The sequence below is a fragment of the Roseococcus microcysteis genome, assembly GCF_014764365.1.
Taxonomy (GTDB): domain Bacteria; phylum Pseudomonadota; class Alphaproteobacteria; order Acetobacterales; family Acetobacteraceae; genus Roseococcus; species Roseococcus microcysteis.
Window position 1 is genome coordinate 1,426,136 of sequence record NZ_CP061718.1, and the last position, 25,953, is coordinate 1,452,088.

A 25,953-nucleotide genomic window follows, 5' to 3' on the forward strand; every position below is an offset into this window, starting at 1 on the left:
GCCCGATGCGGGTCGCCACCTGGAACATCCATGGGGCCCGTGGCGTGGCCGGCTGGCCGCGGCCGGGGCGCATCCTCGACGTGCTGGCCGAAATCCGCCCTGACGTAATCGCGCTGCAGGAAGCGCAGTCCTGGCTGCGCCCCGACATGCCCATGCTGGACGAGGCGGCGCTGGCAACCAGGCTCGACCTGCTTGTCCTTCGGGTGGTGCCGGGCCAGCAGGGATACCGGGGCAATCTGCTGCTGGCGCGGCGTGGCGCGCGGCTGCGGCGCGGGCCGGTCGGGCTGCGGCTCGGCGGCGCGCAGCCGCGCGGTGCGATCCTGGCGGAACTCGACCTCGGCGCCGGACCGTTCCGGGTTATCGGCACCCATCTCAGCCTCGGGGCGGCGCGGCGCCGCGAGCAGGCAGGGCGGCTGCTGGCGGCGGCGCTGGAGCCGCCGCGCCTGCCGGTGTTGATCATGGGCGATCTGAACGAGAGGCGGGTGGAGGGCGCGGCGCTGGCCGTGCTGGCCGGGGCCTTCGGCGTGCCGCCCGCCGCGCCGAGCTTTCCGGCCCTGCTGCCGCGCCTGTCGCTCGACCGGATCCTGGGTCACCCCGCGGGCGTGGTGACGGGGGTGGCGGTGCATGACACACCCCTGGCGCGCCGCGCATCGGACCACCTGCCGCTGGTGGCACGCATCGCGCTGCCCGGGGCGTGACGGTGCCACCCGGCCCGGACTTCACTCAGGAAGGACCATGTCCGCGCTTCCGCAGGTGGGCGCGCAGTCAGGCACCTAGGCCGGGGCTGGCCCGCCCGGAAGACCGGGGACGCCTTCGAACCCGGCCACGGACGGCAGCGCCAGCGCCTCCAGGCAGCGCTCGAACAGCGAGAGATCGGTCCAGGGCAACGCCACCGCCGCCCGCAGCATCACGCCGCCGCCGGCGCGGATGGCGCCCTCCAGCATGAGGTTTTCGGCCAGCCCGTGATCCTCCACGCGCATTCCCTGCGCGTCCTCCCAGATACCCTGAACCAGCCGGGCCTCGGGCACCCGGGCGCGGTGGGGTCGCGGGTCATGGGTGTAGCCATGCACGGGCCGGCCCAGGGCCCGCATGAAGCCCAGCTCGAACACCGTTCCCGGGTCGGCGCCCACGCCGCGAAAGGGAGTGAGGTTGGCCACCAGCGCGTCGCACCCGCGCAGCAGGAGTTCATTGGCGGCATGGATGCGGCGCCAATCCTGTTCGCCCGAGGGAGAAAGGGCGGGCGGGTCCATGGGAAAGACGCCCTCCCACCCATGCCGCGCGCAGAGCGCCTTCTTCGCCGCGCCGATGGCCAGCGCCTCCGGCAGGAACACCTCCGGCCCGGCCAGGTAGATGCGCATGGCGCCCTCTTTGCCTCCGTCTCTCGCCTGCCCCTATCATTCGCGCCATGGGTTTCGAAACCGAATACAACAACCGTGCCCGCGTGCCGGAGAGCGGGGCGATCATCGCCCGCTGGATCCAGGCGGCGGAGGCCTTCCGCCTGGCCCACCCGCCGGAGACCCTGGCCTATGGGCCTGGCGCGCGGGAGGTGATGGACCTGTTCCTGCCGCCCGGCGTGGCGCGGCCACCGGTCGCGTTGTTCTTCCATGGCGGCTACTGGCAGGCGCTGGACGGGCGGGCCGTCAGCCATGTGGCGGCAGGGCTGCTGGCGCAGGGGGTGGCGGTGGCCATCCCCTCCTATGACCTCTGCCCGGAGGTGCCGCTGGCCCGCATCGTGGCGCAGGCCGAGGCGGCGGCGCGGGCCCTGCACGCGCGCATGGAGCGGCCCGCATTGGCCATGGGGCATTCGGCGGGCGGGCACCTGGCCGCCATGCTGCTGGCGCGGCTGCCGGCGGAAGTGGTCGCGGCGGCCCTGCCCATCTCCGGCCTGTTCTGGCTGGAGCCGCTGCTCGGCACCTCCATCAACGACAAGCTGGGTCTCGACGAAGCGACGGCGCGCGGCCTCTCCCCTGCCCTGCTGCCCGCGCCGGGCCGCCCGCTGCACGCGGTGGTGGGTGGCGCTGAAAGCGATGAATTCCTGCGCCAGACCCGCGAATTCGCCGCCTTCTGGGGCGGCAGCCACGAAGCCCTGCCCGGGCTCAACCACTTCACCGTGCTGGCCCCGCTGGAAGACCCGGCCCACCCCTTGACCCAGCGCGCCGCACGGCTTGCATGGCATGCGGGCGCCGGGCTAACCGAGGCCTGAGGCGAAAAACAACCTTCGATGACGCGAAACGGGAGAGCGGTGATGGCGTTCCAGGATTCCGGCCACAAGACGGGCGCGACCCGCCGCGGCCTGCTGCTGGCCTCGGGCGCGGGCATGCTTGCCGCCCCTGCCCTGCACGCGCAGGCCGCCCCCATCAAGGTGGGCGTGGTTGCGGTGCAGACCGGGCCGCAGGCGGCGCTCGGCACCCAGCTGCGCGACGGCTGGACCATGGGGCTGCGCCACCTGAACAACCAGCTCGGCGGCCGCGCGGTCGAGACCATCGTCATTGACGACGAACTCCGCCCCGACGTCGCCGTCACCAAGGTCCGCGCCGCGCTGGAGCGTGACCGGGTGGATTTCGTGGTGGGCGTCGTCTTCTCGAACATCCTGCAGGCCATCATGCGGCCGGTGACCGAGAGCGGGACCTTCCTGATCTCCTCCAATGCCGGCCCCTCCACCTTCGCCGGGCGCGGTTGCAGCCCCTTCTTCTTCAACACCAGCTACAACAACGACCAGGTCCATTCCGTGATGGGCCAGGCGGCGCAGGATCTCGGCTATCGCCGCGTCTTCCTGATGACGCCCAACTACCAGGCCGGGCGCGATGCCATGGCGGGCTTCAAGTCGCGCTTCCAGGGCGAGGTGGTGGATGAGGTCTATGTGCCGCTGACGCAGCTCGACTTCTCGGCCGAGCTCGCGCGCATCGCCTCGCTCCGGCCGGACGCCATCTTCACCTTCATGCCGGGTGGGCTGGGGGTGAACCTGGTGCGGCAGTACCGCCAGGCCGGCCTCGCCAACATCCCCTTCCTGTCCACCTTCACGGTGGACGAGGCCACCCTGCCCGCGCAGGGCGAGGCGGCGCTGGGCTTCTACAGCGGCGCCAACTGGGCGCCCAACATGGACAACGCCCAGAACACCCGCTTCGTGCGGGACTTCGAGGCGGCCTTCAACTACGTCCCCGCCACCTATGCGGCGCAGAGCTATGACACGGCCATGCTGCTGGACAGCGCGGTGCGGAAGGTGGGCGGCAACCTCACCGACAAGAACGCGCTGCGCGCGGCCATCGCGGCGGCGGACTTCACCTCGGTGCGCGGCAGCTTCCGCTTCGGCGCCAACCAGTATCCGGTGCAGGATTTCTGGCTGTGCCAGGTGGTGCGCCGGCCCGATGGCAAGTTCCAGACCCAGACGGTGCGCCGCGTGCTGGAGGCCAATGTGGACCCCTGGGCGGCGCAGTGCCGGATGCCGCAGCGAATTTGATCCCCACGAAATCGCTTCGCAATTTCGCGGGGGCCCCGGCTTGGTACTTTATCTTGTGATGACGGCGTGGCCTTCGCGGGCGAAGCCCGCGAAGGTTTGCGGGGGGCGGAGGGACGCGGCCTGCGGCGCGTCGGGGAAGGTGGTTTCGTGAACACCACCTTGCTGCTGGTGCAGGGGCTGAACGGGTTGCAGTTCGGCGTGCTGCTGTTTCTCGTGGCGGCCGGGCTCACCCTCGTCTTCGGGGTGATGGACTTCATCAACCTCGCCCACGGGGTGCAGTACATGGTGGGCGCCTATCTGGGGGCCTCGCTGGCGGCGCTGACGGGCAGCTTCTGGCTGGGGCTGCTGCTGGCGCTGCCAGCGGCGCTGGTCTTCGGGCTGGTGCTGGAATTCCTGGTCTTCCGCCACCTCTATGACCGCGACCATCTCTCCCAGGTGCTGGCGACCTTCGGCGTCATCCTTTTCCTGAACGAGGGCGTGAAGGTGGTCTTCGGCGCGGCCCCCATGCAGATGCCGGTGCCCGAACTGCTCTCGGGCGGCGTGCCGCTGATGGATGGGCTGCTCTACCCCACCTATCGCCTCGCCATCCTGGCCGCGGGGCTGGCCACCGCGGCACTGCTCTGGTTCCTGGTGGAGCGGACGCGGGCGGGCATGCTGGTGCGGGCCGGCGCCACCAACGCGCCGATGGTCGCGGCACTCGGCGTGGATATCCGGCGGCTGTTCATGCTGGTCTTCGGTTTCGGCGCCATGCTGGCGGGCTTCGCGGGGGTGATGGCCGCGCCCATCCTCTCGGTCGAGCCGGGGATGGGCGACAACCTGCTCATCCTCGCCTTCGTGGTCATCGTGATCGGTGGCATCGGCTCGGTGCGCGGCGCCTTCGTGGCGGCCCTGCTGGTGGGGCTGGTCGAGACCATCGGGCGCGGGCTGATGCCGGACCTGATGCGCCTGTTCATGGACGCCTCCTCCGCGCGGCAGACGGGCGCCGCGCTGGCCTCCATGCTGGTCTACATCGTCATGGCCGCCATCCTCGCCTTCCGCCCGGCCGGGCTGTTCCCGGCCCGCGCATGAGCAACCCGCGGCTCTGGCTGCCGCTGCTGGTCTTCGCGGGGCTGGCGGCGGCGCCCTTCCTGGGGCTGGGCCAGGGCCATTCCCTGACGCTGCTGGCGCGTGGCATGATCTTCGGGCTCGCCGCCGTCTCGCTGATGCTGCTGGTGGGCGGGGCGGGCCTGGTCAGCCTGGGCCACGCGGCCATGATGGGCATGGGCGCCTATGCGGTGGTGGTGCTGGACCATGCCGGCATCACCGAGGCCTGGATGGTCTTTCCCGCGGGCATCCTGGCGGCCGCGCTCTTCGCGCTGCTGACGGGGGCCATCGCCATCCGCACCTCCGGTGTGCATTTCATCATGATCACGCTGGCCTTCGGGCAGATGGCCTTCTTCACCACCTCCTCGCTCGCGATCTATGGCGGGGATGACGGCTACACCCTGTTCAACCGCACCGAGGTCTTCGGCGCGCGCTGGCTGGAAAATCGTCTGGTCTTCCATTTCGTGTGCCTCGGCCTGCTGGTGGCCTGCTGGGCGCTGGTGCAAATGCTGCTGGAAAGCCGCTTCGGGCGGGTGCTGCGCGCATCGCGCGAGAACGAGACCCGCGCCCGCGCGCTGGGCTTCGCCCCCTATCCGTACCGCCTGCTGGCCTATGTCATCGCGGGCGCCATGGGTGGGCTGGCGGGCGTGCTGCTGGCCAATTCCGCGGAGTTCGTCGCCCCCGCCTACCTCGCCTGGCAGCGCAGCGGCGATCTGCTGTTCATGGTGATCCTGGGCGGGCTCGCCGGGCCCCATGGCGCGCTGGTGGGGGCGCTCGCCTTCGTGCTGGTGGAGGAGTGGCTCTCCCACGCCATGGAGCATTGGCGCCTGGTCTTCGGCCCGCTTCTGATCCTGTGCGTGTTCTTCCTGCGCGGCGGCATTGTGGGGCTGCTGCGCCGTGGCTGAGACCATCCTCGCCCTGCACGGGTTGCGAAAGAGCTTCGGCGGGCTGCTGGTCACCGATGACGTGACGCTGGACGTCCGCCAGGGCGAGATCCATGCGCTGATCGGCCCCAATGGCGCGGGCAAGACCACGCTGATCCATCAGATCAGCGGCACGCTGGCCCCCGATGCCGGCCGCATCCGCTTCCTGGGCGAGGACATCACCACCCTGTCCATGCCCGCCCGCGCGCGGCGCGGCCTGGCCCGCAGCTTCCAGATCACGAGCGTGGTCCCCTCCTTCTCGGCGCTGGAGAATGCGGCGCTGGCGGTGCAGGCGCGGCAGGGCTCTTCCTTCCGCTTCTTCCGGGCGGCGTCGCGCGAGGCGGCGCTGAACGCTGAGGCCATGGCCGCGCTGGCCGAGGTGGGGCTCGATGCCCGCGCCGCGACACCCGCCGCCGCGCTCAGCCATGGCGAGCGGCGCCAGCTGGAGATCGCCATCGCGCTCGCCATGCGGCCCCGCGCCCTGTTGCTGGACGAACCCCTCGCCGGCACCGGGACCGAAGAAGCGGAGCGCCTGATCCGCCTGCTTTCCGGCCTGCGCGCGCGCTATGCCGTGCTGCTGGTGGAGCACGACATGCAGGCCGTCTTCGCGCTCGCGGACCGCATCTCGGTGCTGGCCCAGGGCCGCGTCATCGCCACCGGCACGCCCGCGCAAATCCGCGCCGATGCCGCGGTGCGCGACGCCTATCTGGGCGAGGACGAGGCGGCATGATGCTGCGCGTGGAGAAGCTCGCCGCCGCCTATGGCGCCTCGCAGACCCTCTTCGACGTGTCCTTCCACCTGGGTGCGGGCGAGGTGGTGACGCTTCTCGGCCGCAACGGCATGGGCAAGACCACGACCATCCGCGCCATCATGGGCCTGCTGCCGAGCCAGGGCGGGCGGGTGACAGGCGGCGCCATCGGGTTCGACGGCACCCCGCTGCCCCCCCTGCCCGCGCACCGCATCGCCCGCCTGGGCCTGGGCCTCGTCCCCGAGGGGCGCCAGGTCTTCCCCACGCTGAGCGTGGAGGAAAACCTCATCGCCACCGCGCGCCCCGGCCGCTGGAACCTGGAAGCCGCCTACGCCCTCTTCCCGCGCCTGCGGGAGCGGCGGCGCAACCTCGGCCGCAACCTCTCGGGCGGCGAGCAGCAGATGCTGGCCATCGGCCGCGCGCTGATGACCAATCCGCGCCTGCTCATTCTCGACGAAGCCACGGAAGGCCTGGCCCCGCTGATCCGCGCCGAGATCTGGGCGGTGCTGGGGCGCCTGAAATCCGAAGGGCAGTCCATCCTGCTGATCGACAAGAACCTCTCGGCCGTGCTGAAGCTGGCCGACCGGCATGTCATCATCGAGCGCGGGCGCAGCGTGTGGGAAGGCCCCTCCGCGGCCCTGGCCGCCGCGCCCGAACTGCGCGAACAATACCTCCACGTCTGAACAGCCCAGGAAAGGCCAGGACACATGCAGGAAACCGCAGGAATCACCCCCGCCGGCGAGGGCATCGGCGGCGTCGTCTGGAACATCCTCGGCCAGACCTACAAGCCGCGGCAGCATTCGGCGAACAGCTTCGCCTTCGACACGCTCTTCCCGCCCGGCACCTTCGTGCCGCCCCACATCCACACCACCCAGGACGAGTACATCCACATCCTGGAGGGGAATTTCGAATTCCTGCTGGATGGCCAGGTGGCGCATGGCGGCCCGGGCGACCTGATCCGCCTGCCCATGGGCCTGCCGCACGGCATCTTCAACAAGTCGGGCGCGCCGGTGCGGGCCCTGTTCTGGGTGGCGCCCTCGCGCAAGCTGTTCGAGCTGTTCAGCCGCATCCACAACCTGACGGACCCCGAGCAGGTGGTCCGCATCTCCGCCGAGTGCGAGGTGGACTTCCTGCCGCCGCCGGCGTGATCCGCCTCCGCGCCGTCATCGCCATCCTGGCGCTGCTGGCGGCCTTCGCGCCGCTGTCCATTGACATGTACCTGCCCGCCCTGCCGGCCATCGCGGCCGAGCTGGGCGGGGGCATGGAGGGCGCGCAGCTCACGCTCGCCGTCTTCTTCCTTGGCATGGCGGCGGGGCAGCTGCTGCACGGGCCGCTCGCGGACCGCTACGGGCGGCGGCGGCCGCTCTTCGCCGCGCTGGGGGTGTATGTCCTGGCCTCGGTGCTCTGCGCCCTGGCCTGGGGCATGGGCTGGCTCATCGCCTTCCGGCTTTTGCAGGCGCTGGGCGGCTGCGCGGGCATGGTGATCTCGCGCGCCGTGGTGCGCGACCTGGCCGACCGGATGGACCCGGTGCGGATGATGGCGCGGCTGTTCCTTATCATGGGCGTGGCGCCCATGCTGGCGCCGCTGCTGGGCGGCTGGATCGCCGCCTGGCTCGGCTGGCGGGCCATCTTCGGCGTCCTGGCCCTGGTGGGGGTGACGGCATTGCTCCTCGCCTGGCGCTTCCTGCCCGAAACCCTGCCCATGGAGCGCCGCCGCCGCGTCTCCACGCCACAGATCGCGCGCGATTTCGGCGGGCTGCTGGCGACCGCGCCCTTCATGGCGGCCGCCCTCGGCTCGGGCTGCGCCATCGCGGGGATGTTCGCCTATATCGCGGGCTCGCCCTTCGTCTTCATCGAGCTGCATGGCGTGGCGCCCGAGAATTTCGGCTGGCTCTTCGGCGCGGGTGCCGCGGGGGTGATCGGCTGCGGGCAGCTCGCGGGGCCGCTCGCACAGCGCTTCGGGCGCGCGCGGGTCTATGGGCTGGCGCTGCTGGGGTTGTCCTGCGCGGGTGTGATCGGGGCGGTGACGGTGGCGCTGGGAATGGGCTTCTGGGCGCTCTATGCGGCGCTGCTGGCCTATCTCTGCCTGATCGGGCTGGCGCTGCCGCTGGGCGGCATCATCGCCATCACGCCCTTCCCGCACATGGCGGGCACGGCCTCCGCGCTGATCGGCACGCTGCAATTCGCGTTGGGCGCCGTGGCGGGGCTGGCGCTGGCACTCCTGCATGACGGCACCGCGCTGCCTATGGCCTCCGTGATGGCCGGCGGCGGGTTGTGCGGACTTATCGCCTGGCGGGCGTTGGGGGCGTCGCTGCGGCGGGCCTGACGGGGCCCGAGGGCAGGTCGCGCATGGCAGGGCAGGAGCAGACCACACTTCCATCGGGAAGGCGGTTGGCCATGGTCACCTCGCCGCAATGGGGGCAGTCGCGCGGGCCTTCGCGGGTCATTGCGCGTTCCGATCCGGCAGGGCGGCCATGGCGCGCAGCCGCGCGGCCAGGGCCGCCTGCCCCGCATGTTCGGCCAGCAGAACCGCTTCCGCCCGCGCCGCCTCGAAGCCGAGGCGATAGCCCTCATAGGTGGCGCGGTCGAGCAGGCGGGCGATGGCCTGGGGCGGGGTCTGCATCATGCGGATATGGCGGCGAAACCGGTGGGCGCCAGGGTTGCAGGGCGGCCTCGGTTTCGCTACAGGGTGCCACCGGCTTCGGCCCGGGCGCTTAGCTCAGCGGGAGAGCACTACCTTGACACGGTAGGGGTCACAGGTTCAATCCCTGTAGCGCCCACCATCTAAATCAATCATTTAGTGGTGTTTCCCAGGGCTTCAGCCCCTCCCTTCCAGCGCGGCCGCGTCGAGGGGGCCCAGGCTCAGCCCAAAGCGCGCGCCGGTGCCGTCCACCGCCTCCCAGCCCTCCTCCGACACATGAAAGCCGGCCACGCTGCCCAGCCTGAGATGCAGGTGAAAGCTGGGCGCGATGAGGTTCACATATCCCATGACCAGGCGCGGTTCCGGCGGCACCCCCTCCCAGGCCTGCCAGGCCGAGCCCGTCCGCAGCGCCACCCGCACCGGCCCGCCCGCGGCGTGCAAGCGGCGCAGCAGGGTGGTGGCGGCGCAATCCTCGGGGGCCACCTCGGGGCCCGCCTCGGCGGCAGGTGTGGGGGCGGCCTCCTCCGGGAGGAGGGCCGGGCCCAGCAGATGCGCCAGGTTGGTCTCGAAGGGCGCCTCGCCCTCCATCCCCACCACCCGCATCAGCACCTTCCCCGTGCAGTCCTGGAATTCGAGGCGCGGATAGACCTGCCCCCGCATGACCGAGCCGCGGTCCAGCACGACACGCCGCACGGCGCCCAGATCGAGCTCCGTCTCCCCGCCGAGGCACAGCGCGCCGCCGCGCCGGGCCACATGCGCGATGCGACCGATGCGCTCATGCGCGGCACTCCCGACGGCGAGCGCCACCATGACGCGCCCCAGCCCGGGCAGCAGCAGTCCGATCTCGGCAGGGCTGGCGGTGAGTTCCTGGCGGGTCGGCAGGTCGGTTCCGGTCATGCGGCGTTTTCCTTGGGCAGGGGCGTGGGCGCACCGAGCGCCAGCACGTCATGCGCCAGCGCCGCGACCACGCGGGGATCATGGGTGATGAGAAGGGCGGCGAAGCCGTGCCGGGCCTGCAACGCGGCCAGCAGCCGCAGCACCTCCGCCTCCACATGCCGGTCGAGGGCGGAGGTGGGTTCATCCAGCACCAGCACCTCCGGCCGGGTGATGAGGGCGCGCGCCAGCGCCACGCGCTGGCGCTGCCCGCCGGAGAGCTGGTGCGGGCGCCGGTCGGCCAGAGCGGGTGGCAGGCCCACCTCGGCCAGGGCGGCGACCAGGCGCGCCTCGACCGGCCGTCGCTCGCCCGCCAGCACCAGGGGTTCCAGCACGATGTCGCGCACGGAAAGCCGCGGCGAGAGGCTGGTGGCGGGGTTCTGGAAGACGATCTGCACGCGGCGGCGCCAGCCGGGGCTTTCGGCCAGCGGCCGCCCATGCAGCAGCACCTGGCCCCGCACCGCACCGGGAAACAGGCCCAGCAATGCCAGTGCCAGGCTCGTCTTGCCGCAGCCCGATGGGCCGGTGACGGCCAGCGTGCGCCCGGCATGGAGTTGCAGTTCCAATCCCTCGATCAACGGCGCGGCCCCTGGAAAAGCGAGGGTCATGTCCCGCGCCTCCAGCACCGGGACGGCGGCCGGGGCGGCGGCGCGCGCGCGCGCGGGCGGGCGCGGCATGAGGCGGTGCAGCGCGGGCGGGGGCGCGCGCAGCGCCACCTCCCAGGGCAGGTCGGCCAGGATGCGCCCCTCGCCCATCACGGCCACACGGGTGGTGGCGCGGCGGGCGGCGTCGAGGTCGTGGGTGATGAGCAGCAGGGCCATGCCCCGCTCCCGCACCAGCCCAGCCAGAAGGTCGAGCAGCCCCGCCCGCAGTGGCGCGTCGAGCGAGGCGGTGGGCTCATCCGCCACCAGCAAGGCGGGGCGGCGGGCGATGGCCATGGCGATGACGGCGCGCTGCTGTTGCCCTCCCGAGAATTGATGCGGCAAGGCGCGCGGGCGGCGGCTGGCTTCGGGCAGGCCCACACGACGCAGCAGGGCATCGGTCTCGGCGCGGGCGGCGGCGCCGTGCAGCCCGCCGGCCTCCACCGCCTCGCGCACCTGGCGGTGGAGGGCGTGCAGCGGATTGAGCGCGGCACCCGGTTCCTGGAAGACCAGCCCCAGATGCCGGCGCAGCGCGGCGCGGCGCCGGGGTTCGGGCGCGCCCAGCATCTCCGCGCCCATCAGCCGCACCGAACCGCTGATGAAGCCGAGCTGCGGCGGCGCCAGCCCCGCCGCGATCAACCCCGTCAGCGTCTTGCCCGAGCCGGATTCGCCCAGCAGCGCCACCGCCTCGCCCGGGCGCAGCGCCAGGGTGACGCCGCGCAGCGCGGGCGTTTCGCCAAAGCCCGCGCACAGGTCGGTGATGGCCAGCACCGCGCCCTCCGGCACCATCGCGTCGCCGGGCGTGATGGTGGTGCGGCGCGCGGGCAGGCGCGGGTCCATGGCGTCGCGCAGGGCCTGGCCCAGCAGCGTCAGCAGCAGCAGCAGCCCGCCGAGGGCCGCGATGGCGCCGAGCGCGAGCCAGGGCGCCTGGAGGTTGTTGCGCGCCTGGGCCAGGGCCTCGCCCAGCGAGGGCGTGCCCGGCGGCAGGCCGAGCCCCAGCAGATCGAGCCCCGCCAGCATGGTCATGGCCCCCGCCATCAGGAAGGGCAGCATGGCCAGCACCGGGCCCATGGCGTTGGGCAGGATATGGACGCGCATGATGCGCGCGGGCCCCGCCCCGGCCGCCAGCGCCGCCCGCACGAAATCCTGCGCGCGCAGGCGCAGGAATTCGGCGCGCGTGACGCCCGCGATGCCCATCCAGAAGAACAGCGACATGGTGGCCGCCAGCACCCAGACCGAGGGGGCCAGCGCCGCCACCACGATCATCAGCAGGAACAGCAGCGGCACCCCGGACCAGATCTCGGTCAGGCGTTGCAGCACCAGGTCGGTGCGCCCCGCCGCATAGCCCTGCCAGGCGCCCAGCGGCAGGCCGATGAGCAGGGAGGAAGCGGTCACGATCACGGCGAAAACGAGCGACAGCCGCGCCCCCCAGATGAGCCGCGCCAGCACGTCGCGCGACTGGTCATCGGTGCCGAGCCAATGCAGCGCCGAGGGCGGCGCGGGCGCGGCCGCCGGCAGGCCGGGCGGGATGCTGGCCGGCCCGTGCGGGATGGGCGGCCAGAGGCTGACGGCACCGCGCGCCTCCAGCAGCGCGGCCACGGCGGGGTCGTGGAAATCGGCCGGGATGGGCAGGGTTCCGCCCAGCATGGCCTCGGTGACGGGTTGCAGCGCGGGCACCAGCAGCCGGCCGTCCAGCCAGAGCAGGATGGGCCGGTCATTCGCCACGAACTCCGCCGGCAGCACCAGCAGCAGCACGAGGCCCAGCGCCCAGAGGCTGCGGCGGCGCAGCAGCTCAGCGCCGGGCCGCATCGAAGCCGATCCGCGGGTCCACCGCCACATAGAGAAGGTCCGAAGCGAGGTGCAGCACCAGCCCCGCCAGGGTCGTCAGCCAGAGCGTGCCGAAGATCACGGGGAAGTCCCGGCTGAGCGCGGCCTCGATGCCCAGCAGCCCGAGGCCCTGCAGCCCGAACAGCGCCTCGACCAGCACGCCGCCGCCGAAGACCACGCCCAGCAGCGCGCCGGGCAGGCCCGCCACCACCAGCAGCATGGCGTTGCGAAACACGTGGCCCAGCAGCACCCGGCGCGGCGCGAGCCCCTTGGCGCGGGCCAGCAGCACGTAGTGCTTGCCGATCTCCTCCAGGAAGAGGTTGCGCGTGAGCAGCGCGAGCGAGGAGAAGCCCGAGATCACCAGCGCCGCCACCGGCAGGGCCAGGTGCCAGGCGAGGTCCAGCACGCGCCAGGGCCAGGCCCAGCCGGCGGCCTCGGCCGAGGCGAGGCCGCCCGAGGGAAACCAGGCCAGGAACCGCCCGCCGCCGAAGACCACCAGCAGCGCCACCGCCACCACCATGGCCGGCACCGCATGGGCCAGCACCGTCAGCGCCGTGGCCGTCCGGTCGAAGCCCGTGCCGCGCCGCGTGGCCAGCGCGATGCCGAGCGGAATGGCCAGCGCATAGGTCAGCACGGCCGAGGACAGGCCAAGTGCGATGGAGACGGGCAGCCTCTCCCACAGCAACTGCGTCACCGGCTGGTCGAGGAAGAAGGAACGCCCCAGGTCGAACACCAGCAGCCGCGTCAGCATGTGCCAGAAGCGCTCCAGCGGCGGGCGGTCGAAGCCGAACTGCGCCTCGATCTCGGCGAGCAGGCGCGGGTCCAGCCCCTCGGCGCCACGGTGCCGGAAGGCGGGGTCGGGCGCCGCGGTGCTGTCCTGGCCGCCCAGTGCCCGCTCGGCGGCGTCCTGCACATCGCCTTGCAGCGTGGCCAGCAGGTGCTCGACCGGGCCGCCGGGGGCGAGCTGCGCCACCGCGAAGTTCAGCGCGAGGATGGCGAGCAGGGTGGGCGGCACCAGCAGCAGGCGGCGCAGCGTGTAGCGGAACAGGGGGCGCATGTTGCCGGAAGGCTCCTTTCGCGCCTTTATGTGCGAATGACTCGCACTTGCATATGGGGGCTTGCCCTCCTCCCCCTCCTGCTGAACCCCGCCGCGGCGCGCACCGACGCGCTGGCCGTCCATGGCGCCCCTGCCCTGCCGCCGGGCTTCAGCCATTGGCCGCATGTGCGCCCCGACGCGCCGCGCGGCTGCACCCTCCGCATGGCGCAGGCCGGCACCTTCGACACGCTGAACCCCTTCACCCTGCGCGGCCGCTTCGTCATGGGAGTGTGGTCCTGGGTGTATGAAACCCTGCTGTTGCCCGCGCCCGACGAGGTGCTGGTGGGCTATGCGAACCTGGCCGAGGCGGTGGAGCTGGACGAGGCCACGCGCACCCTGCGCTTCACCCTGCGCGCGGGTGCCCGCTGGCATGATGGCCAGCCCGTGACGGCTGGGGATGTCGTCTTCAGCTTCACGACCCTGGGCCGCCACGGCCGCCCCTTCCACCGCGCGCTGCTGGAACGCGTCGAGGCCATGGCCGAGGATGCGCGCACCGTCCGCATCACCCTGCCGCCTGGCGATGCGCGGCGCCTCGCCTTGCGGATCGGCGGCGTGCACATCCTGCCCCGCCACATCTGGCAGGGCCGCGACTTCGGCGCGCTTACGCTGGAAACCCCCGTGGGCTCCGGCCCCTATCGCGTGGTGGAAGTCGAGGCCGGCCAGCGCGTCACCTTCGCCCGCAACACGGATTGGTGGGGCGATGCCACCGCCGCCGGCCGCGGCCGCCACAACATGGACCGCATCGAGCTGCGCTATTTCCGCGACCGCATCGCCGTCTTCGAGGCGCTGGCGGCCGGCCGCGTGGACTGGATGGTGGAGAACGACGCCCGCCGCTGGGCCACAGGCTATGACCTGCCGATGGTGCGCGAGGGGCGCCTGCTGCGCCACACCCAGCGCCACGGCCACATCACGGGCATGAACGGCTTCGCCTTCAACCTCCGCCGCGACCGCTTCGCCGATGCGCGGGTGCGCGAGGCGCTGGCGCTGATGATGGATTTCGAGTGGGCCAATGCCGCCCTCTTCCAGGGCGCAAGCGAGCGCGCCGGCAGTTTCTTCCTCAATTCCGACCTCGCCGCCACCGAGGCGCCGGACGCCGCCGAACGCGCGCTGATGGCGGAGGTGCCGGCCCTCTTCCCGCCCGAGGCCTGGCACCGCCCCTGGCAGCCCCCCCACAGCGATGGCACAGGCCGCGACCGCGCCCTGCTGGAACGCGCGCTGGGCCTGTTGGACGCGGCCGGATGGGCACCACGCGCCACGGATGGGCGCCTCGCGCACCGCGAGACGGGCGAGGTGTTCCCGCTCTCGGTGCTGGCGCAGAGCAACGCGCAACAGGCGCTGGTGGGTGTCTGGTTCCGCGGGCTGCGGCGCCTGGGCATCGCGCCCCGCTTCGAGGTGCTGGACGCGCCCAGCTTCACCGCCCGGCTGCGCGCCCATGATTTCGACCTGGCCTATCGTTTCACCATCCCGCCCGAATGGCCGGGGCCGGAACAGCGCGCGCTGTGGGGTTCGACGGGCGCCAACAACACCACGGGCCTCGCGCGGCCGGAGATGGACCTGCTGCTGGACCGGCTGGAGGCCGCCCCCGACCGCGCCAGCCTGGTCACCGCGGCACGCGTGCTGGACCGCGCCCTGCAATGGCAATGGCTGGTGGTGCCGGGACGCTACGACCCGGTGCGGCGCCTGGCCGTCTCCGCGCGCTTCGCCCCGCCGCCGCGCCAGCCGCGCTTCGGCTATGGTGACGACGCCTGGTGGTGCCGGGAGGCGGAATGAGGCGCTTCCACTGCCAGGGCTACGCCATCCTGCCGCCCCTGCCCGCGGCGCTGCGCCGGCGCCTGGGGGCCGCGCTGGACGCGCTGCTGGCCCGGGCCGCGACGCTGCCCGCCGACATGGTGACCTGGGAGCGGGACCTCTCTCCCCGCCAGCGCCAGGGGCTGCCGGCGCCGGGCGATGCGGTCTTCCTGCTGGGCGACCCCTGCCGGGCCGATCCCGTCTTCGCGAAGGGCTTCGCGCATCCGGCCCTGGTCGCGGCGGCGACCGAATTGCTCGGCACGCCGGAACTGCGCTGCCACTTCACCAACGCCACCATCAAGGCCGCGCGATGCGGCAGCGGCATCGCCTGGCACCGCGACGCGCTGAACCGCTACATGCCCACCGCCCGCGGCGCCTTCCTGCGCGCCATGATCTGCCTGGACGGCATGGAGGCGGCCAATGGCGGCACCGCCTTCCGTCCCGGCTCCCAGCACGGGGCTGAGGGCGCGGCGGAGGTGGTGGCGCGCTGCCCGCCGGGCGGCATCGTGCTGATCCATTCGCGGGTGCTGCATGGCGGCGCGCCCAACCTGTCGGGCCGTTCGCGCCGCAACCTGATCGTGCAATGGGGCCGGGCCGATGACCCGCCGCTCAGCGAGGCGCGGGAGAGCCTGACGGGCCTCTCCCCCGCCGAGGTGCTGGCCCTCGGCGGGGGGTGATGGCGCCGTCAGAAGGTGTAGCGCGCGCCCACGCGGAAGCTGGTGCCCGGCGCCACCTGAAGCTCGATCGGGTTCACGCGCTTCGTGTCGTCGGTCGTGAAGCGCGACTGGTTGTAGCTCGTCCCGCCCGGGGCCAGCGGCACGTAGCGGGCGTTCAGCAGGTTGAAGATGCCCGCGTTCAGCTCCAGCCGCTCGATGGGCCGCCAGGACGCCGTCAGGTCGAACACGGTGTAGGCGGGCGGGCGGTAGCGCTGCGGGTCGCTGACCTGCGTCACCCCGGCGGAGGTGATGTTGTTCAGCGAGACGCGCAGGCGCAGGTCCGGGTCCTCATAGGTCACGCCGCTGCTGATCAGGAAGGGGCGCGCGCCGTCGAAGTTGGTGCGCGCCGCGCCGCGCGTCACGCGCTGCGTTCCTTCCTGCCAGGACGCGGAAGCCTGCAAGAGCCAGCGCGGATGCGCCCGCCAGGCGCCCGCCACCTCGATGCCCTGCAACGTCACCTCGCTGAGGTTCTGGTAGGTGATGTCAATGCTGTTCGGGATGCTGACGAAGCTCTGGATGAAGTCCGTGTATTCGGCGCGGAAGGCGCCCAGGCTGAGCCAGGCGTTCTGCAACTGCATCCGTACGCCGGCCTCAAAGCTGCGCACCTGCTCGGGCCGGAGGTTGGGGTTGGGGATCAGGTTGAAGGTGGTGCTGGGCAGCGAGGTGAAGAGCTGCTCGGCGGTCGGCATCTTGAAGCCCTCGCCGTAGTTCCCGTAGAGCGAGAAGCGCTCATCCAGCCGCAGGATGGCGCCGACGCCGAAAGCCAGGTTCGTCTGGTCGAGCGTCCGCGGCTCGCGCCCCGTCACCAGACGATAATCCGCGTCGGGGCGTGGTGTGATGTTGGTGTTGGACAGGCGCATCCCGGGGGTGAGGGTGAGGCGCCCGCCGAACAGCGTCACCTCGTCCTGCAGGAAGCCCTCCAGCCGGCGCGTGTCGGCATTGGCGAAGTTGAAGCCGCCGGCGCGGGTGGTGGTGGTGACGCCGGTGGCAAGGTTCGTGGTCACGTCCTCGCGCGCATAGTCGGTGGCCGTCAGGCTGCCCGCGAAGCCATAGGTCAGCACATGGCGGGCGCCCAGCAGGTCGAAGCTGGAGCGGAACTGCGCCTCGCCCTGGATCAGGTCTTCGGAATAGGTCAGCGCGTCACGCACCGTCTGCTCCTGGCCGTTGGCCAGGCGCCGCAGCCTTGTGCCCGTGCGCTCGATGGTCTGCGGCGAGTAGCCCAGCATGACGCGCACCTCGTCCAGCCAGGAGACCTGCGGACGATACTGCCCATCCACCGCGAAGAGCCCGCGCCGTATCGTCTGGTTGCGGAGGTAGGAGAGGTTGGTGATGCCCCCCGTCGCCGCGCCCAGGTCATAGCGCTGGTCCACATCGGTGCTGCGGTCCAGCCATTCGCCCGTCACGCGCAGGCGCACATCGGGGTTGGGGTCCCAGACGATGCGGCCGAAGACGTTGTTGCTGCTGATGTCCAGCGGGTCGAAGCGGTCGCAGGGCGTGGCCTGGGGGTTGCGTGGGCAGTTCCAGATGCCGCCCACCGAGCGCGAGCGCGTGCGCCGCGGCTCATTCGCATCGCGCCGCTGGTAGGAGAGCATGGCCGAGACATCGCCCGCCCGCACCGCATAGGTGCCGCGGGTGACGAGGCTGTTGTCCAGCGAATCCCAGCTGGTGCCCACCTCGCCGCCCCATGTGCGCCCCGGCCGGATCAGGTCGTCGGGGTTGCGGGTGATGTAGTTCACCACGCCGCCCAGCGCGTCCGAGCCATAGAGGACCGAGCCCGGCCCGCGCAGGATCTCGACGCGGCTGAGATTCCAGGGGTCCACCACGTCGCGCGTGTTGTCGGTGATGCGCTCCAGCGTGCGGAAGCCGTCCACCAGCGTCAGCACGCGGTTGGCGCCGACGCCGCGGATGGTGATGCCGCCCAGGCTGCGGAAGGGGTCGGTGCCGCTGGTCTGGCGGTTCACGAAGACGCCGGGGGTGTAGCGGAACACGTCCTCGGCGTTGCGCACCATGCGTTCATCCAGTTCGCGGCCCGGGATCACGTCCACGGTGGCCGGCGTGTCGAACAGGCGGCGCTCATTGCGCAGCGCGGTGGTGTTCACGGGGGCAGCAGCATGCCGGCATCGAGGCGGACATCGGCGGGATTGGGCTCGGGCGTCTGGGCGCGGGCGGCGTCCCAGGGCGAGGCGGCCATGGGGGTGAGGCCGCCCGCGATCAATGCGATCGCAAGCGGGGTCCGCCGCCGGCGGCGGGACGGGTGGGGCATGTGGTGGCTCTCCCAGGGTTGAGACCACACTGCAACTGCGAATCATTCGCATCGTCAAGAGGTCATCTGGCGCGAGAGGGGCGCGGCGAAGCTTTCCGCCCGGGCAAGGCTGCAGGAGCCCGGCCCGTGGGCCGTGCCGCCTGTGTTCCCGCCCCGTTCGAATCCGGAGCCAGGGCAGCGTCCATCGGGTCGAAGCGCGAAGCGGTTCAGCCGACCAGGCGTAAGCTGCTTCAGAAGCCAGCAAAAATCCGAGCGGATGATTCCGTCCGGTCGGATATTGTTCTAGCGCGCGTCAGCCTTCCCGGCCGGGGGCACGGACAGCGCCTCGGCCACCGCCTCCTTCCCGCGTCGTGGCAGCAGCTTCATGATGAGGATGAAGCCCGACAGCAGCAGGCACACGCCGTTGGTCACGATCAGCGGCCATTGCCCCAGCAGCCAGCCATAGGTCAGCCACAGGGCAAAACCCACCACCGTCACGGCATACATGGCGGTGGAGATGCTGGAGGTGTCGCGCGTGCGGATCACCTTCCACGCCTGCGGCGTGAAGCTGGTCACCGAGGCGAGGGTGGCGAGCCCCCCGATGATCGGCGCCGCTTCCATGTCCATGCGGCGATGAACGCGCGGTGGGCGCCTGGGTTGGCCCCGCCCCCCGCCTCCGCTTTCATGGCCCGAACCGCGCGAGGACACGCCCATGCCCACCGTCGAGACCGAAACCCACGGCCAGGTGCTCATCATCCGCATGAACCGGCCCGAACGCCTGAATGCCCTGAACCACGAGATGCGGACCGAACTGGCCCAGGCCTGGACCAGGTTTCGCCACGACCCGGCGCTGGAGGTGGCCATCCTGACCGGCACGGGCCGCGGCTTCTGCGCGGGCGAGGACATGAAGGAATCCCTCGCCCACGGCACCCCCGGCGGCCGCCGGCCGGAGATCGAGGACCCCTTCGCCGCCGGCACGCTGGAAAAGCCGGTCATCGCCGCCATCAACGGCTTCGCCATGGGCGGCGGCTTCATGCTGGTGGAGCGCACGGATCTGCGGGTGGCCGCGACCGGCGCCATCTTCGAGGTCTCGGAAGCGAAGCGCTGGCTGCTGGGCGGCTACAACCATGGCCACCTGGCCAACATGCCCTACCCCATCGCGATGGAGATGGCGCTGGGCTACCGCTTCACTGCCGAGCGCTTCTACCAGCTGGGCTTCCTCAACCGTCTCGTGGCGCCGGAGGAGCTGATCCCCACCGCCCTGGAGATGGCCCGCCACCTGCTCACCCTGCCGCCGGCCGCGCGGGTGAACACGGTCCACATGATGCGCCGCATGCGCCCCGCCCCCAGCCCCGCCCAGCGGAAGCTCGCCGCCGCGCTGCACGAGCATGGCGCGAAGAGCGACCTGATCGAAAGCCGCGCCGCCTTCGCCGAGAAGCGCCCGCCCCGCTTCCTGGGCTGGGACGACCCCCAGGACCGCTATCGCCTGCCGGACCTGATGGAATGATGGCGCAGTCCCGTTGACAGCCAGCCCGTGCGCGAGCTTCGCTTTCCCTCCATGACCGAAGAAAAGACCAAGGGTCCGGCCTCCTACTTCCCGGCCATCGAGAAGAAATACGGCCGTCCGGTCGCCGAATGGCAGGCCCTCATCCGCGCCGCCTTGCCCGCAAGGCACATGGAGCTTGTGGCCATGCTGAAGGAACGGCACGGCATGGGGCATGGCCATGCCAACGCGCTGGTCGCGCACACGCTGGCCAAGGGCGAAGGCTGACCGGCAGGTCGAGGCGGCTGGGCGCGGTACCTATCCCTCGCATCCGTCCAGCCAGGCGCGCAAGGCGGCAAGGCTGGCGGCGAGTTCGCTTCGCAGTTCGTCCAGCGCCTCGGCCGGGTCATCCTCCGGCCGCGCCTTGAGCTGCGCCTCCAGCCGGGCGGCGGCCTCCGCCAGCAGGGGCGCGCCCACCATGCCCGCCAGGCCCTTCAGCGTGTGCGCGGTGCGGCGCGCATCGGCATGGGTGCCGGCCCGCCATTGCGCGGCGACCTCGGCGGGGGCGGCTTCCATCATCGGCAGGGCCTCGCGCAGCGTCTCGGCGAAAAGGTCCTGATTGTCGCCCAGGCGCGCGATGGCGGCGGGAATGTCGATCCGCGGCAGATCCGGCGCCGCGGGCGCGCGTGGCGGCATGGCGGGGGGGGCGCCGTCCCAGCAGGAGAGCAGGGTCTGCACCAGCGTCTCCAGGTCAAAGGGCTTGCCGACATGCGCGTTCATGCCCGCGGCCAGGCAGGCATCGCGGTCGCTGCGCATGGCATTGGCGGTGATCGCGATGATGGGCAGGTGCTTGAGGCCCAGCCGGCCCCGGATCAGCGCCGTCGCCTCCAGCCCGTCCATCTCGGGCATCTGCAGGTCCATCAGCACGGCCTCGAAGCGTCCGGGCATCTCGGTCAGCAGCTGCACCGCGATGCCGCCATGGCCGGCGACGGTCACGAGGGCGCCCTCGGCCTCCAACAATTCGCGCGCCACCTGCTGGTTGATGACGTTGTCCTCCACCAGCAGCAGGCGCCGGCCGGTCAGGCGCCGCGTGCTGACGGGGGTCACGGGGCGGGGGGGCATCGCCGGCGCCCCCTCCACCAGCTCACGCAGCTGCACGGGGGTGAAGGGCTTCACCAGGTAGCGGCCGGGCCTGCCGCCGGCGGCGACATAGCCCTCGCAGCCATGGACCGTGCCCATGCCCAGCACGCCCTCCCATCCGGCCTCGGGCGCGTCCGGCCGCAGCCCCTCCACCAGCACCGCGTCATAACGCTGGGCATCAAGCCGCGCGCGGGCGGCGGCGGTGTCGGCGACGGCCTCGGCCCGCCAGCCCAGCCGCGCCGCCAGCCGTGGCAGGATGTCGCGCGCCGCCGGGTGCGGGTCCACGAAGAGCAGCCGCTTCGCCGGGCCAGGCAGCCGGGCCGGCGTCTCGGGCAGGTCGAGCTCCAGCGCGAAATGGAAGCGGCTGCCCTGCCCGGGCGTGCTGTCCACCTGCAACTCGCCGCCCAGCAGCGCCACGAGGCGTTGCGAGATGCCAAGCCCGAGGCCCGTGCCGCCGAATTTGCGGGTGGTCGAGGCCTCGGCCTGCAGGAAGCCCTCGAAGATGCGCGCCATGTTGTCGGCCGCGATGCCGATGCCCGTGTCGCGCACCGCGAATTCCAGGTGGGCACGCCCCCCCTCCCGCGCGAGCACGCGCACCGAGACCACCACCTCGCCCGCCTCGGTGAACTTGATGGCGTTGCCGGCCAGGTTCAGCAGGACCTGGGCGAGGCGCAGATCATCCACCAGGACCTGGGCCGGCAGGCGGGGATCCATGTCGAAGAGCAGCTCGATGGGCTTGGCGCCCAGGTTGGCCGCCAGGATGACGCCCAGCTCGCGCAGCATGGCATCAAGCGAGACGGGCCGCGGATCGAGCGCGATCTTGCCCGCCTCCACCTTCGAGAAGTCCAGGATGTCGTTCAGCAGCCCGAGCAGGGCGCGCGCGGCCCCCTCGGTCTTGCCCACATAGTCCGCCTGCCGCGCATCCAGGCTGGTGCGGCGCAGCAAGGCCAGCAGCCCGAGGATGGCGTTCATGGGCGTGCGGATTTCGTGGCTCATATTGGCCAGGAAGCGGCTCTTGGCGATGGAGGCGGCCTCGGCCTCCTGCCGCGCCGCGACCAGCGCCGCCTGGCCCTCCCATTGCGCGGTGATGTCGGTCAGCGAAAGCACGACGCGGCCCGGCGTCAGCGTCGTTGCGAGCATGGGTGCCGCATTGACGGAGAGGATGCGCCGGCGGCCGTCCGGCCCCTCCACCCCCACGCGAACGTCGCGCACGGGCTGGCCTGTGCGGATCACCACGGGGAAGGGCAGTTCTTCATCCGTGATGGGGCCGCCTTCGGGCGTGGTGTAGTGCCATTCAGGATCATTGATCCGGGTGGCGAGCAGCGCCGCGCGGTCCATCTCCAGCAGGCGCTCGGCCTCGGCATTGGCGAAGACGATCTGCTTGTCCTCGTCCACCGCCAGGATGGCCGAGACGGAGGTCGCCATGAGGCGCGAGAGGAAGTCGCGCTCGGCCTGCAACGCCTCCTGCAGGGCGCGGGTCTCGGTCAGGTCCGTCAGGATGGTCCAGTGCAGGCCCGCGCCGGCGGCCACGGCCTGCAACTCGACCATCACGAACCCGCCATCACGACGGCGGATCTCGGTGGAGATGGGCCCCACGCGCCCCCCCTCGGGCAGCCTCGCGGCCTCGGCCAGCGCGGCCCGGCCGGGGTTGGAGAGCAGTTCGGGCAGCCTTTCCCCGGGGGAAGCGGCCTGCGCCGTCATGCTGGCGAAGGCGGGATTGACCTCGCGCAGACGGCCGGTCGCGGTCTCGACCAGCGTGATGCCGAAGGGCGCGAGGTCGAAGAGGCTGCGCAGCAGGCGCCGCTGATTCTCGATCTCTTGCAGGCGCAGCTGGCTGATCTCGAGGGCGGTTTCCAGCTGGCGGGAATTGCGCCGCAGCTCCGTCGTGTCGTTCAGCATGATGACGGCGCCGATCATGCCGCGTCCCTGGCCCAGCGGCTTGTGGATGGGCATGGTCGTCACGTCGAAGAAGCGGTCGTCGAAAGCCAGGCTGGAGGGGGCCTCCATCCCCTCCGGCGTCGCCGCGCCGAAGCCCTGCATGTGCGGCCATTGCCAGATGGGTTGGCCCACGCGACCGCCGGGGAAGAGGCGCATGGCCTCCGGGTTGGCCCCCGTCACGGTCCCGGCCACGTCCAGCACCAGCACGGGTGAGCCAAGCTGGTAGTAGAGCACATCCCGCGCGATGGCCGTCAGGTCGAACATGCGGTTGGTGAAGATGAGGCCGGTGTAGAGCACCAGCACCGCGGCGAAGGCGAAGGGCGTCGGGTCGGTGCCCGCCACAGTGGCCCCGTGGGTGATGTAGGCGACATTGGCGGCCAGCGGGATGGCGGTGATGAAGAACAGCAGCAGGAAATAGGTGCGGTGGGCCACCGGAGCCCGGAAGGCGCCGGCGACGACGACGCCCAGCGCCGTCAGCAGCGGCACGTAGAGCCAGGCGGCCGCGATGTAGAAGAGCGGCCCGTGGTCGAAGACGCCCGACAACCGGCCATCGCGCAGCGCGAGCGTGGTGCCCGGGCCGTAGAACAGCCCGTGCCAGGGGTTGGTCCAAGCCATGAGCGAGACGACGAGAACCGTGCCCCAGAGCAGCGCCGCCTCCGCCCCGCCGTGACGGATGGGCATGTGGAAGCAATAGTGCAGCAGGAACAGTGCCCAGGCCGTGGGCAGCAGCGCGATGGCCGGCCAGGCGGCCGCCGCGAAGAACATCTTGCAACCCAGCACGGGCGTCGCGAGCTCGCCCAGCACCATGGCCAGCCACCAGAGCATGGCGAAGTTGCACAAAATGAAATGTGGCCTGCCGAAGAAAGGGTGCTGGCGCAGCACCCAACTGGTGACAGTCGCGACCCCAAGCCATACAGCAACAACCACAAGTTCAACGGCACCTGGCGTTGAAAAGGTGCAGCCGGTCAGCATGGCCCAGCCCCTGCGGGACGCACGACAGGGAAGCGGCGCGGGACGACAGGCAAACCCTTTGAACTCCTGGTGTGGGGCCTATTTGGCGGCAAGTTCGTAAATTTACGATATTTCGTAAGGCCTTACCATTCTAGCGCCCATCCCGCACAAAAACTCTACCATAGATAGACTTCCTCTGATTGATATTTGCGGTGGCGGGATTGCCTCGTCAGCAGGGGGAACCCTTTCCTGCGCTGCTTGGATGGGTAGAGTTTCCCAAAGGGCGCGCTCCCATTCCGTGCCTCGGAGGAAACCGATGAGTCAGGCTGGGGCTCCGCGCCCGGTGGCCCCACCAACCCGCTCACCCTTCAGCCAGCGCAGCTTTCGCTTCCAGTGGCCGTCCGACCTCGCCACCTCCTGGGCCTTCGAGATGGAGACCCTGCTGCTGGCCTGGTTCGTGCTGGTGGAGACGGGTTCGGTCGTGGCGCTCACCATCTTCGGCGCGCTGCAATTCCTGGGCACGCTGATCTCGCCGCTCTATGGCGTCGCGGGCGACCGGGTGGGGCAGCGTCGGGTGCTGCTGGCCATGCGCGGCTTCTATGTCGTGCAGGCGGCGGTGCTGGCGGCGCTGGTGCTGACCGGGAACCTGGGCGTGGTGGCCGTCTTCGTGATGGCCTTCCTGATGGGGCTGGTGCGGCCCTCCGACATCGGCGTGCGCAATGCGTTGATCGGCGCCACCATGCCGGCCGCGCTGCTGCCGCGCGCGCTGGGCGTGGAGCGCGTCAGCATGGATGGCGCGCGTGTGGTGGGCGCGCTGACGGGGGCGGGCATCGTGGCCTGGCTCGGCATGGGGCCAGCCTATCTCGCGGTCACCTTCCTCTATGCCGCGAGCCTGCTGCTGGCGTTCGGCATCCGCGAGGTGCCGCCCGACGCCACGGGCCGTGCCCGCGCCTCGCCCGGCGCCATCTGGGGGGAATTCGCGGCCGGCGTGGGCCATGCGCGGGACAACCCGGCGCTGATCGCGCTGCTGGCGCTGGCCTGCCTGACCAATTTCGCGGCCTATCCGCTGACGGGCGGGCTGCTGCCGCATGTGGCGCGCGACATCTACGGGCTGGAGCAGACGGGGCTCGGCACGCTCTTCGCCTGCTTCTCGGGCGGGGCATTACTGGGGTCGCTGCTGATCGGGCTGGGAGGGGTGGGACCCTGGCCCGCACGGCTGATGCTGGCCTCGGCCGCGCTGTGGTTCGCGCTGCTGCTGGTCTATGCCTGGGTGGCGGTGGCCGCGCTCGGCATGGTGCTGCTGCTGCTGACGGGCTTTCTGCAGAGCCTGTGCATGGTGCCGCTCTCGGTGCTCATTCTGCGCATCACGGCCCCCGCCTTCCGCGGGCGGGTCATGGGATTGCGCATGCTGGCCATCTACGGCCTGCCCATGGGGTTGCTGCTGGCCGGAATCGGCATCGCATGGATCGGCTTCGCGGGCACGGCCACACTCTTCGCCGGCTTCGGCCTGGCGGCGACGCTTTACATCGCCTGGCGATGGCGGGCGTCCCTGCGGGTGGCCGAGGGGTTGGGTTAGTCCCCTTCCCCCGCCGCCTCGCGCAGCTGGGTGTCGAGCTGCGCGCGCAATTCGGGCGGCAGCCGCAAGGCGCTGGCCAGCGCGCCCAGATAGGCGCGTTCCGAGGCATTGTGCGTGGTGCCCATCGCCATGGCGGAAGCGAGATAAAGCTCCGCGCCCTGCGCCGGCGTCGCGGCCAGCGCCGCCACGGCGCGCGGGTCGGCGGGCGTGTCGAGAATGCCGAAGATCTCGCCCTTCTCCTCATCCGAGAGGTCGAGGCGCTCGGCCTCGGCGAAGATGCGCTCCCGCTCGCCGGCGTCCAGCGCGCCGTCCGCGCGGGCGGCGGCGACCATGGCGCGGATGAGCGAGAGGCCAAAGGGCTTGCCCGCGCTGTCGGCCGCGTCGGGCTGCGCGAATTCCGTCTCGGCCGGGGTCTGGGCCGCGCCGGCCTGCTGCGCCTGCCACTGGGAGTAGGCGCGGTGGGCCAGCAGCCCGAGCAACGCCATGCCGCCCGTGCGCGCGAGGCCGCCGCCCAGCACCGCGCCCAGCAACCCGCCGGCCGCCGCCGCCTGGCCGCCCGTGGCGGGCGGGCGGATGCGGCCCAGCATGTCGCCCAGGGAACCGCCGAACATGTTGCCCATCGGGCCAGTGCCCAAGGAACCGGAGCCGGGCGGCGCCTCGCCCGGCCGCGCGCCGGGGGTCGGCCCGGCCGCGCCGGGGCCCATCATCTGCTCCAGGATGTTGCGCAGGTTGATCGCCATGGCCGTGCTCCCCTCGAAATGCCTGAGGAG

23 protein-coding genes and 1 tRNA gene are annotated in these 25,953 nt (G+C 71.6%); 15 read left to right on the forward strand and 9 right to left on the reverse strand.

Going from position 1 to position 25,953, the window contains the following annotated elements:
* Positions 1-5: 5 nt before the first annotated feature.
* Entirely contained in the window at positions 6-698 is a 693-nt protein-coding gene (locus ICW72_RS06765) for an endonuclease/exonuclease/phosphatase family protein (RefSeq protein ID WP_191085501.1), read from the forward strand.
* A gap of 75 nt (positions 699-773) precedes the next feature.
* Here the strand turns inward: ICW72_RS06765 and ICW72_RS06770 are convergent, their stop codons facing one another.
* Positions 774-1,358 (reverse strand): nucleoside 2-deoxyribosyltransferase, encoded by a 585-nt coding sequence (locus tag ICW72_RS06770; RefSeq protein WP_191085502.1) that lies wholly within the window; start codon positions 1,356-1,358, stop codon positions 774-776.
* Between the two features lie 47 nt (positions 1,359-1,405).
* On the opposite strand from ICW72_RS06770, the gene ICW72_RS06775 reads away from it, so the two are divergent.
* From ICW72_RS06775 to ICW72_RS06810, 8 genes are all read left to right on the forward strand, one after another.
* Positions 1,406-2,203 (forward strand): alpha/beta hydrolase, encoded by a 798-nt coding sequence (locus ICW72_RS06775; RefSeq protein ID WP_191085503.1) that lies wholly within the window; start codon positions 1,406-1,408, stop codon positions 2,201-2,203.
* 42 nt (positions 2,204-2,245) lie between these two features.
* The gene (locus ICW72_RS06780; protein WP_191085504.1) at positions 2,246-3,457 is read left to right on the forward strand and encodes an ABC transporter substrate-binding protein; all 1,212 of its coding nucleotides are present in this window, start codon (positions 2,246-2,248) and stop codon (positions 3,455-3,457) included.
* Positions 3,458-3,604: 147 nt separating this feature from the next.
* On the forward strand, positions 3,605-4,525 hold the full coding sequence (locus ICW72_RS06785) for a branched-chain amino acid ABC transporter permease (protein WP_191085505.1): 921 nt from the start codon (positions 3,605-3,607) through the stop codon (positions 4,523-4,525).
* A complete protein-coding gene (locus ICW72_RS06790; RefSeq protein WP_191085506.1) occupies positions 4,522-5,445 on the forward strand; it encodes a branched-chain amino acid ABC transporter permease in 924 nt (307 codons plus the stop codon). Before ICW72_RS06785 ends, ICW72_RS06790 begins: the two co-directional genes overlap by 4 nt.
* Positions 5,438-6,193, forward strand: coding sequence for an ABC transporter ATP-binding protein (locus tag ICW72_RS06795; protein ID WP_191085507.1), 756 nt, complete (start codon positions 5,438-5,440; stop codon positions 6,191-6,193). The genes ICW72_RS06790 and ICW72_RS06795 overlap by 8 nt, the downstream gene beginning before the upstream one ends.
* On the forward strand, positions 6,190-6,894 hold the full coding sequence (locus ICW72_RS06800) for an ABC transporter ATP-binding protein (protein WP_456300178.1): 705 nt from the start codon (positions 6,190-6,192) through the stop codon (positions 6,892-6,894). The genes ICW72_RS06795 and ICW72_RS06800 overlap by 4 nt, the downstream gene beginning before the upstream one ends.
* Before the next feature lie 24 nt (positions 6,895-6,918).
* Positions 6,919-7,359 carry a cupin domain-containing protein gene (locus ICW72_RS06805; RefSeq protein ID WP_191085508.1) on the forward strand — a complete coding sequence of 147 codons (441 nt, stop codon included), beginning with the start codon at positions 6,919-6,921 and terminating at the stop codon, positions 7,357-7,359.
* Positions 7,356-8,537, forward strand: a complete 1,182-nt coding sequence (locus ICW72_RS06810) for a multidrug effflux MFS transporter (RefSeq protein WP_191085509.1) — start codon at positions 7,356-7,358, stop codon at positions 8,535-8,537. Before ICW72_RS06805 ends, ICW72_RS06810 begins: the two co-directional genes overlap by 4 nt.
* Positions 8,538-8,654: 117 nt before the next feature.
* Here ICW72_RS06810 and ICW72_RS06815 read toward each other — a convergent pair whose 3' ends face one another.
* Positions 8,655-8,837 carry a hypothetical protein gene (locus ICW72_RS06815; RefSeq protein ID WP_184385916.1) on the reverse strand — a complete coding sequence of 61 codons (183 nt, stop codon included), beginning with the start codon at positions 8,835-8,837 and terminating at the stop codon, positions 8,655-8,657.
* An 82-nt stretch (positions 8,838-8,919) separates the two neighbouring features.
* Here ICW72_RS06815 and ICW72_RS06820 point away from each other — a divergent pair.
* Positions 8,920-8,994 (forward strand) — tRNA-Val (locus ICW72_RS06820).
* Positions 8,995-9,029: 35 nt separating this feature from the next.
* Here the strand turns inward: ICW72_RS06820 and ICW72_RS06825 are convergent.
* Genes ICW72_RS06825 through ICW72_RS06835 form a run of 3 tightly spaced genes read right to left on the reverse strand, consistent with a single transcriptional unit; the run spans position 9,030 to position 13,310 of the window.
* Complete coding sequence (locus ICW72_RS06825) at positions 9,030-9,749, reverse strand: hypothetical protein (protein ID WP_191085510.1); 720 nt, start codon at positions 9,747-9,749, stop codon at positions 9,030-9,032.
* Positions 9,746-12,235, reverse strand: coding sequence for an ATP-binding cassette domain-containing protein (locus tag ICW72_RS06830; RefSeq protein WP_191085511.1), 2,490 nt, complete (start codon positions 12,233-12,235; stop codon positions 9,746-9,748). The genes ICW72_RS06825 and ICW72_RS06830 overlap by 4 nt, the downstream gene beginning before the upstream one ends.
* Entirely contained in the window at positions 12,219-13,310 is a 1,092-nt protein-coding gene (locus ICW72_RS06835; protein WP_191085512.1) for an ABC transporter permease subunit, read from the reverse strand. Before ICW72_RS06835 ends, ICW72_RS06830 begins: the two co-directional genes overlap by 17 nt.
* A 36-nt stretch (positions 13,311-13,346) precedes the next feature.
* Between ICW72_RS06835 and ICW72_RS06840 the strand changes: the two genes are divergently transcribed.
* The gene (locus ICW72_RS06840; protein ID WP_191085513.1) at positions 13,347-15,119 is read left to right on the forward strand and encodes an extracellular solute-binding protein; all 1,773 of its coding nucleotides are present in this window, start codon (positions 13,347-13,349) and stop codon (positions 15,117-15,119) included.
* Complete coding sequence (locus tag ICW72_RS06845) at positions 15,116-15,814, forward strand: phytanoyl-CoA dioxygenase family protein (protein WP_191085514.1); 699 nt, start codon at positions 15,116-15,118, stop codon at positions 15,812-15,814. The genes ICW72_RS06840 and ICW72_RS06845 overlap by 4 nt, the downstream gene beginning before the upstream one ends.
* 8 nt (positions 15,815-15,822) lie before the next feature.
* On the opposite strand, the gene ICW72_RS06850 is transcribed toward ICW72_RS06845, so the two are convergent.
* Positions 15,823-17,952 carry a TonB-dependent hemoglobin/transferrin/lactoferrin family receptor gene (locus ICW72_RS06850; RefSeq protein WP_191085515.1) on the reverse strand — a complete coding sequence of 710 codons (2,130 nt, stop codon included), beginning with the start codon at positions 17,950-17,952 and terminating at the stop codon, positions 15,823-15,825.
* 446 nt (positions 17,953-18,398) lie between these two features.
* Positions 18,399-18,722, reverse strand: a complete 324-nt coding sequence (locus tag ICW72_RS06855; RefSeq protein WP_223880880.1) for a SemiSWEET family sugar transporter — start codon at positions 18,720-18,722, stop codon at positions 18,399-18,401.
* Positions 18,723-18,807: 85 nt separating this feature from the next.
* On the opposite strand from ICW72_RS06855, the gene ICW72_RS06860 reads away from it, so the two are divergent.
* Positions 18,808-19,602 (forward strand): enoyl-CoA hydratase/isomerase family protein, encoded by a 795-nt coding sequence (locus ICW72_RS06860; protein ID WP_191085516.1) that lies wholly within the window; start codon positions 18,808-18,810, stop codon positions 19,600-19,602.
* A 51-nt stretch (positions 19,603-19,653) separates the two neighbouring features.
* On the forward strand, positions 19,654-19,866 hold the full coding sequence (locus tag ICW72_RS06865; protein ID WP_191085517.1) for a DUF4287 domain-containing protein: 213 nt from the start codon (positions 19,654-19,656) through the stop codon (positions 19,864-19,866).
* A 30-nt stretch (positions 19,867-19,896) separates the two neighbouring features.
* Here ICW72_RS06865 and ICW72_RS06870 read toward each other — a convergent pair whose 3' ends face one another.
* Positions 19,897-23,628 (reverse strand): histidine kinase N-terminal 7TM domain-containing protein, encoded by a 3,732-nt coding sequence (locus ICW72_RS06870; RefSeq protein ID WP_223880881.1) that lies wholly within the window; start codon positions 23,626-23,628, stop codon positions 19,897-19,899.
* Between the two features lie 295 nt (positions 23,629-23,923).
* On the opposite strand from ICW72_RS06870, the gene ICW72_RS06875 reads away from it, so the two are divergent.
* Positions 23,924-25,183, forward strand: coding sequence for an MFS transporter (locus ICW72_RS06875; RefSeq protein ID WP_191085519.1), 1,260 nt, complete (start codon positions 23,924-23,926; stop codon positions 25,181-25,183).
* Here ICW72_RS06875 and ICW72_RS06880 read toward each other — a convergent pair.
* The gene (locus tag ICW72_RS06880) at positions 25,180-25,923 is read right to left on the reverse strand and encodes a tellurite resistance TerB family protein (protein WP_191085520.1); all 744 of its coding nucleotides are present in this window, start codon (positions 25,921-25,923) and stop codon (positions 25,180-25,182) included. The genes ICW72_RS06875 and ICW72_RS06880 overlap by 4 nt on opposite strands.
* Between the last annotated feature and the right edge of the window lie 30 nt (positions 25,924-25,953).

Coding starts and splice junctions, on each gene's coding strand:
- ICW72_RS06765 (WP_191085501.1), top strand. CDS start 6: ATGCGGGTCGCCACCTGGAACATCCATGGGGCCCGTGGCGTGGCCGGC.
- ICW72_RS06770 (WP_191085502.1), bottom strand. CDS start 1,358: ATGCGCATCTACCTGGCCGGGCCGGAGGTGTTCCTGCCGGAGGCGCTG.
- ICW72_RS06775 (WP_191085503.1), top strand. CDS start 1,406: ATGGGTTTCGAAACCGAATACAACAACCGTGCCCGCGTGCCGGAGAGC.
- ICW72_RS06780 (WP_191085504.1), top strand. CDS start 2,246: ATGGCGTTCCAGGATTCCGGCCACAAGACGGGCGCGACCCGCCGCGGC.
- ICW72_RS06790 (WP_191085506.1), top strand. CDS start 4,522: ATGAGCAACCCGCGGCTCTGGCTGCCGCTGCTGGTCTTCGCGGGGCTG.
- ICW72_RS06800 (WP_456300178.1), top strand. CDS start 6,190: ATGATGCTGCGCGTGGAGAAGCTCGCCGCCGCCTATGGCGCCTCGCAG.
- ICW72_RS06805 (WP_191085508.1), top strand. CDS start 6,919: ATGCAGGAAACCGCAGGAATCACCCCCGCCGGCGAGGGCATCGGCGGC.
- ICW72_RS06815 (WP_184385916.1), bottom strand. CDS start 8,837: ATGATGCAGACCCCGCCCCAGGCCATCGCCCGCCTGCTCGACCGCGCC.
- ICW72_RS06825 (WP_191085510.1), bottom strand. CDS start 9,749: ATGACCGGAACCGACCTGCCGACCCGCCAGGAACTCACCGCCAGCCCT.
- ICW72_RS06830 (WP_191085511.1), bottom strand. CDS start 12,235: ATGCGGCCCGGCGCTGAGCTGCTGCGCCGCCGCAGCCTCTGGGCGCTG.
- ICW72_RS06835 (WP_191085512.1), bottom strand. CDS start 13,310: ATGCGCCCCCTGTTCCGCTACACGCTGCGCCGCCTGCTGCTGGTGCCG.
- ICW72_RS06840 (WP_191085513.1), top strand. CDS start 13,347: ATGACTCGCACTTGCATATGGGGGCTTGCCCTCCTCCCCCTCCTGCTG.
- ICW72_RS06845 (WP_191085514.1), top strand. CDS start 15,116: ATGAGGCGCTTCCACTGCCAGGGCTACGCCATCCTGCCGCCCCTGCCC.
- ICW72_RS06855 (WP_223880880.1), bottom strand. CDS start 18,722: ATGGACATGGAAGCGGCGCCGATCATCGGGGGGCTCGCCACCCTCGCC.
- ICW72_RS06860 (WP_191085516.1), top strand. CDS start 18,808: ATGCCCACCGTCGAGACCGAAACCCACGGCCAGGTGCTCATCATCCGC.
- ICW72_RS06865 (WP_191085517.1), top strand. CDS start 19,654: ATGACCGAAGAAAAGACCAAGGGTCCGGCCTCCTACTTCCCGGCCATC.
- ICW72_RS06870 (WP_223880881.1), bottom strand. CDS start 23,628: ATGCTGACCGGCTGCACCTTTTCAACGCCAGGTGCCGTTGAACTTGTG.
- ICW72_RS06875 (WP_191085519.1), top strand. CDS start 23,924: ATGAGTCAGGCTGGGGCTCCGCGCCCGGTGGCCCCACCAACCCGCTCA.
- ICW72_RS06880 (WP_191085520.1), bottom strand. CDS start 25,923: ATGGCGATCAACCTGCGCAACATCCTGGAGCAGATGATGGGCCCCGGC.